The sequence below is a fragment of the Streptomyces sp. NPDC086766 genome (assembly GCF_044746005.1).
Classification (GTDB): Bacteria; Actinomycetota; Actinomycetes; order Streptomycetales; family Streptomycetaceae; genus Streptomyces.
This window is the reverse complement of sequence record NZ_JBIVBI010000031.1, coordinates 1-6,154: the sequence shown is the minus strand read 5'-3', so window position 1 is coordinate 6,154 and position 6,154 is coordinate 1. Positions and strand designations below refer to the sequence as shown.

5 protein-coding genes and 3 tRNA genes are annotated in these 6,154 nt (G+C 70.7%); 4 read left to right on the top strand and 4 right to left on the bottom strand.

What is annotated here, in order from left to right:
• From ACIPM1_RS32055 to ACIPM1_RS32045, 3 genes are all read right to left on the bottom strand, one after another.
• Positions 1–1,675, bottom strand: a 1,675-nt coding sequence (locus ACIPM1_RS32055) for a DEAD/DEAH box helicase (RefSeq protein ID WP_402440630.1), incomplete at its 3' end; no start/stop codon positions are given.
• A gap of 220 nt (positions 1,676–1,895) precedes the next feature.
• Positions 1,896–2,429: a hypothetical protein gene (locus ACIPM1_RS32050; protein ID WP_402440628.1), complete on the bottom strand. Its 534-nt coding sequence runs from the start codon at positions 2,427–2,429 to the stop codon at positions 1,896–1,898.
• 110 nt (positions 2,430–2,539) lie between these two features.
• Positions 2,540–2,890, bottom strand: coding sequence for a metallopeptidase family protein (locus ACIPM1_RS32045; RefSeq protein WP_356192258.1), 351 nt, complete (start codon positions 2,888–2,890; stop codon positions 2,540–2,542).
• An 86-nt stretch (positions 2,891–2,976) separates the two neighbouring features.
• Between ACIPM1_RS32045 and ACIPM1_RS32040 the strand changes: the two genes are divergently transcribed.
• The 4 genes from ACIPM1_RS32040 (at position 2,977) to ACIPM1_RS32025 (ending at position 4,951) form a co-directional block, all read left to right on the top strand.
• The gene (locus ACIPM1_RS32040; protein WP_402440625.1) at positions 2,977–4,575 is read left to right on the top strand and encodes a metallophosphoesterase; all 1,599 of its coding nucleotides are present in this window, start codon (positions 2,977–2,979) and stop codon (positions 4,573–4,575) included.
• Between the two features lie 80 nt (positions 4,576–4,655).
• Positions 4,656–4,728, top strand: a tRNA-Glu gene (locus tag ACIPM1_RS32035).
• 50 nt (positions 4,729–4,778) lie between these two features.
• Positions 4,779–4,853 (top strand) — tRNA-Asp (locus tag ACIPM1_RS32030).
• Between the two features lie 24 nt (positions 4,854–4,877).
• A tRNA-Phe gene (locus ACIPM1_RS32025) sits at positions 4,878–4,951 on the top strand.
• 261 nt (positions 4,952–5,212) lie between these two features.
• Here the strand turns inward: ACIPM1_RS32025 and ACIPM1_RS32020 are convergent.
• Positions 5,213–5,527 (bottom strand): hypothetical protein, encoded by a 315-nt coding sequence (locus ACIPM1_RS32020; protein WP_402440623.1) that lies wholly within the window; start codon positions 5,525–5,527, stop codon positions 5,213–5,215.
• Between the last annotated feature and the right edge of the window lie 627 nt (positions 5,528–6,154).

Below are 6,154 nucleotides of genomic sequence, written 5' to 3'. Positions count from 1 at the left end.
CGAAGGAACGGCCGCCGCGGTCGCCGCCACGGTCGCGGTCCCGGTCGAAGGAACGGTCGCCGCGGTCACGGTCGTAGGAACGACCGCCCCGCTCGTCCCGCCGCTCGCGGCGCTCGTACGACGACGCGCCCGCCGGGCGCTCCTCACGCTCGGTCCGCTCGGCGCGGTCGACGTCCTGGGCCGCCGGCTGCTCCGGCACCACCACCTCGGCCGCCTGCTCGGCCGCCGCCTGGGCCTCGGCCACCGCGGTCTCGGGGTCCTCGCCCCGCTCGCGGGCGACCCGGGCGACCAGCCGGTCGGCCTCCTCGCGCAGCTCGGTGGCGCGCCGCTGCGCCCGCTCCAGCTGCTTGGTGAGGTGGGTGACCTCGCGCTCGGCCTGCTGGGCGGCGTTGCCCGCCGACTCGGCCTGCACCTCGGTCATCGACCGGGCGCCGGTGATCTCGGCGACCTCCGGGTCGAAGGCCGCGCCGCCCTGGATGATGTGGCGCGAGGCGTCGACGCCCGCGTCCTCCATCAGCCGGAAGATCTGGCGCCGCTGGTGCGGCAGGGAGAGGGAGACCACGGTGCCGGTGCGGCCCGCGCGGGCGGTGCGGCCGGCCCGGTGCAGGTAGTCCTTGTGGTCACCGGCCGGGTCGACGTTGAGCACCAGGTCGATGCCGTCGACGTGGATGCCGCGGGCCGCGACGTCGGTGGCGACCAGGACGTTGACGTAGCCGTCCTTGAAGTCGGCCAGCGTCCGGGTGCGGGCGCCCTGCGTCATGCCGCCGTGCAGCGCGTCGGCCTTCGCGCCGGCGTCGCGCAGCTGCTCGGCGACGCGGTCGGCGCCGAGCTGGGTGCGCACGAAGATGATGGTGCGGCCCTTGCGGGAGGCGATGGCCGCGGTGACCGGCGCCTTGTCCTTGGGCTTCACGATCAGGATGTGGTGCGACATGGTCGTCACCGCGCCCTGCGCCGCGTCGACCTCGTGGCTGACCGGGTCGCTGAGGTAGCGGTCGACGAGCGTCTGGATCTCGTTCTCCATGGTCGCGGAGAACAGCATCCGCTGGCCGCCCGCCGGGACCTGGTCGAGCAGCTCGGTGACCTCGGGCAGGAAGCCCAGGTCGGACATCTGGTCGGCCTCGTCGAGGACGGCGATCCGCACGTCCTCCAGCGAGCAGGCGCCGCGGTTGATGATGTCGCGCAGACGGCCCGGGGTGGCGACGAGGATGTCGACGCCCTTCTCCAGCGCGTAGATCTGGTTGCCCATGGAGGTGCCGCCGCAGACGACCTTCATCTTCAGGCCGAGGACGTCGCCGTAGGGCTGGAGCGCGTCGGCGACCTGCATCGCCAGCTCGCGCGTCGGGGTGAGGATCACGGCCCGGGGCCGCTTCCGCTCGGTGCGGCCGCCGGCCAGCGTGGCCAGGGTGGGCAGACCGAAGGAGAGGGTCTTGCCGGAGCCGGTGCGGCCGCGGCCGAGGATGTCCTTGCCGACCAGGGCGTCCGGGATGGTCGCGGCCTGGATCGGGAAGGGGGTGGTCACGCCGTTCTGCGCGAGCTTGCGGACGACGCCCTCGGGCAGGCCGAGGTCGGCGAAGGTGACCTGCTCGGCCTCCTGCTGCGCCTCGGTGTGCTCGGCGTTGTCGGCGTCCTCGGTGTTCTCGGGCACGACGACGTGATCAGTACTGACAATGGACATGCGAATGCGAAACCTTCCGGAGTCTCGTCGGCACGCGCCCGTCAACTCCGTGATTCGCATGATGACCGCCTCGATGCGGTCCGCCACGGCAAGGGAGAGTACGCGCCACACGGCGCGCTCTGCGTGGGCGCCGGGCAAATGGGATCAAACGATCTACCACCATACGCACTCCCCACCCCGGAAGGCAAACCGGCCCCGTACCGGCAGGTCAGCGCCGCACCTACACCGGTACCCCGACCTTCGACACCGGCTCCCACCGGGCCAGTTGCGCCCCGGTGTTGTCGTGCGCCGAGGACGAGGGCTCGGCGGACGTCGGAGCCGGTGTCCCCGGGGAGGAGGCCGGCGGGGGCGGCGAGGGCTCCGGCGCGGTGGACGTCCCCGTGGGGGCGGGCTGCCCCTGCGTCGGCGCGGGCTGTCCCGCGGGCGGCGGCTGACCGGGCTGCCCCGGTGCCCCCGGTTTCCCGGATGCCGGGGACGCGCTCGCCGCGGCGGAGGGCGAGGTCGAGGCGGACGGCGTCGGGCCGGCCTTCTTCTTGCCCCCGTGCCCGTGCTTGCCCTCACCCGGCCCGGCGTGGCCCGCGCCGCCCCCGGCGCCGGCCGTGCCCCCGTCCGGCGCCTCACCGGCCCGCTGACCGGCGGAGTGCGACGGTTTGGCTCCGCCGTCGGTGTCGTCGCCCACGCTCACGCAGCCGGCGGTGAGGGCGACGGCGGCCACCGCGACGGCGAGACGGACGGGTACGTACAAGCGGCGCACGGGAAGCCACCTCCGGGGCAGACGCAGGAGTCAACCTCTCCAACTCCCGCCACCCGCAAGAGGACACGCGGGCGACCCCGCCGAGCCTCCGCCGCACCCGAGAACCCCCGTCAGCCGTACCCGAGAGCGTGCAGCCGCGCGTCGTCGATCCCGAAGTGGTGGGCGATCTCGTGGACCACGGTCACCTCGGTCTCCGCCACGACGTCCTCCCGGGTCTCGCACACCCGCAGCGTCGGCCCGCGGTAGACCGTGATCCGGTCCGGCAGCACGCCGGCGTACCACTCGCCGCGGTCGGTCAGCGGAGTCCCCTCGTACAGCCCGAGCAGCTCGGGCTCCTCGGCGGGTGGTTCGTCCTCGACGAACACCGCCACGTTGTCCATCAGCCGCGTCAGCTCCGGCGGGATCCGGTCGAGGGCCTCGGCGACCAGTTCCTCGAACTCCTCGCGCGTCATCTCCAGCACAGGGCCATTGTCCGGTACGACCGCCCCGGACGACCGGCGGGAACCGTCCGCGCATATCCCGTCGCGCAGTTGGGCATACGCGACCAATGGCCCGCGCCCCCCTCGCAGACCTGAACCGCACGCACCGTCGCCACGGCATACGAAAGAGAGCAGCCCGCGTCCTCGCCCGGCGCCGCGACCACTCGCGCCGCCGGGCTCCCGCCGTCGAACTGGCCCCCGAGCCCAACCGCTGGCTCCGCGCCCTGGGCCTGGTCGCCGTGGTGCTCCTCGGTACCTGGCTGGGGCTGCTGGTCGTCGGCAACGTACGGGTGCCGGTGGGGCCCATGAACACGACGATGACGCTGCGCCCGTCCCTGAGCGGCGGCACGAAGATCAACATCTCCCCGCTGGGGGCGCTGGAACTCGACAGCCATGTCGCCCCCGTCCGCCTGGACGTCAACGTCGACCAGCTCGACCCGGCCCGCTCCCAGGCCCTGGTCGACCACCCCGAACGTCTCTCCGGCCTGCAGGACGAGGTCGTCCACGACGTCGAGGACGGCACCCTCGACCTGGCCGTACGGTCCTGTGTGGCCGTGCTCTCCGGCGCGACGGCGCTCGGACTGGTGGTCTACCGCCGCCCCCGCCGCGCCCTGGCGGCCGGCGGCCTGGCGCTCGCCCTGCTCGGGGCGTGCGGGGCGACGGCGTACGCGACCTGGAACCCGAAGTCGGTCCTGGAGCCGAAGTTCTCGGGCCTGCTGTCCTCGGCGCCCTCGGTCGTCGGCAACGCCCGCAGCATCGTCACCGAGTTCGACGTCTACCAGAAGGAGTTGGCGCGCCTGGTGACGAACGTGACGAAGCTCTACGACGTCACGTCCACGCTCCCCGCCTACGCTCCGGACCCGACGACCATCCGGGTGCTGCACGTCTCGGACATCCACCTCAACCCGGCGAGCTGGAAGATCATCGCCTCGCTGGTGGAGCAGTACAAGGTGAACGTGATCGTCGACTCCGGCGACACGATGGACCACGGCACCTCGGCGGAGAACGGCTTCCTGGACCCGATCGAGGACCTGGGAGCCCCCTACGTCTGGGTCCGCGGCAACCACGACTCCACGACCACCCAGCGGTACCTGGAGCACCTGCGCAATGTGCACGTCCTGGACGGCGGCCGCGCCGAGACGGTCGCCGGGCTGCGCTTCGCCGGCATCGGCGACCCCCAGTTCACCCCCGACCGCTCCGCCGTGCCCGGCGGCGACGCGGCCGAGCGGATGGCGGGCGCCCGACTGGCGTCGGCACTGCGTGACCAGCGGGCCGGGGGCACCCCGGTCGACATCGCCGTCGCCCACGAGCCGGCGGCGGCCCGGGAGACGGACGGCACGGTCCCGATGGCCCTGGCCGGGCATCTGCACCACGAGGACACGGAGATCATGAAGTTCGGCACCCGTCTGCGCCTGGAGGGCTCGACGGGGGGCAGCGGTCTGCGCGCGGTGGAGGGGAAGTACCCCGACCCGATCCAGGCGTCGGTCCTCTACTTCGACCGGGACAGCCGCCGCCTCCAGGCCTGGGACGAGATCCGGCTGGGCGGCCTGGGCCAGACCACGGCCGAGGTCAGCCGCCACCTGCCGAAGGAGAACCGGCCGGGGGCCGCACCCGGCCGGAAGGGCACCGCGCCGGCCCCGTCAGCACCCTCCTCCTCCGGCCCGTAAACCGTTTTGGCGATCCTCCCCGCCATCCCATATGCTTCTCACGTCCCCGACGCGCTGAGAAGCGCCCAGGCGGGCCGATAGCCCTCATCGTCTAGCGGCCTAGGACGCCGCCCTTTCAAGGCGGTAGCACGGGTTCGAATCCCGTTGGGGGCACGCAGTACGGTGTGCGACACTTACGTTCGTTGGTTCGCACGCAACAGCTTGGTCCTGTGGAGCAGTTTGGAGTGCTCGCCACCCTGTCAAGGTGGAGGCCGCGGGTTCAAATCCCGTCAGGACCGCTGAGGTTTCACGTGAAACCTCGTGGCTGGGTAGCTCAGTTGGTACGAGCGTCCGCCTGAAAAGCGGAAGGTCGCCGGTTCGACCCCGGCCCCAGCCACAATCGCCCTGACCAGGGCAGAAACCCCCGTCGAGATCATCGGCGGGGGTTTCGCGTGGGCGCAATGACGGCAGTACGACGGCAGTGGCCTCACTCACGCAGGTCACAGGGGCCGCCACGGTGAGCCGCCGCACCTGAGAGGCTCGGGTCATCACTTCCAGAAGAACTGATTTCGACCCACGTGCTCGCCCCTCCAGCTAGCAGGTGCCCTGGCTTCAGCGGAAGCGGTCGAAGGTGCCCCTTGCGGTCCCGTCGAAATCGTCATCGCCGCGCCAGCGGACCAGTACCCCCAGCGATCTGTTCAGGAGTCGCATCGGAGTACTCGTGCCACCGGGACCAGTAGCCGTGCGGATAGCCAAGCAGCATGTTCAGCACGTTGTTCACCGCGTCATCCTGCTGATCAGGCTCGGCGTAGGACGGCCAGGTACCCGCGATCGCGGCTATCTCGTCCCGGGTGAAACCCATGAGGGAGTGGAACAACTCCCAGTCGGGGAAGAACGGCCCATGCACGGCTGCGTCCAGGCACTCTTTGATGATGTGCAGATCCTCGGCAGACATTCGCTCAACTGCGCGCACGCCCGAATGGTCTCATCCCGCTCTTCCAAGAAGGCTCCGGGGCGACGAGGCCAGCCGGCTGTTGCTATACAGCAGCGAAGTACAGCAACCACCGTGATCGCCCGGGACCGCCACCGACCCCTGACGGCCGTCCGACCAGCCCGGCGGACCTCAGCAACCGCCCCGCGCATAGTTCGCATCGAGGGGTACGTCACGACACCCCCGCTCGGGCCGTCCATGGGCCGTGCGGGGGTGCTCAACGACAACCAACGCTGACAAACGTCGACGGCTCCGTCGCTGGTCAGAAGCTTGACCAGCGACGGAGCCGCAGATCGCAGGCGCGTGATTTCAGAACTTCGGCTACTGCTCTGACTCGACAGTGCTTGACTCGCCCATTGAAACCCCGGAGCCCTCGGTGTCTACAGGCTTCGGATCGACGGGTTCGAAGAGACATCGGGTAGCTCAAGTTACGCTCAGAACCAAGATCTCTTTCTTGAAGTGCGCATGATCAGACCGTAGCGTTCTGGGCATCCGGCCGCCTGACCAGCGGCCACTAAGACGTCGTCTCATTTGGCGTACTGGGTAGTCTGCACTGTGTGGTGATGGTCGAGCGCGTGGTTCCAGACGAGTTGTGGGAGCTGTTTCAGC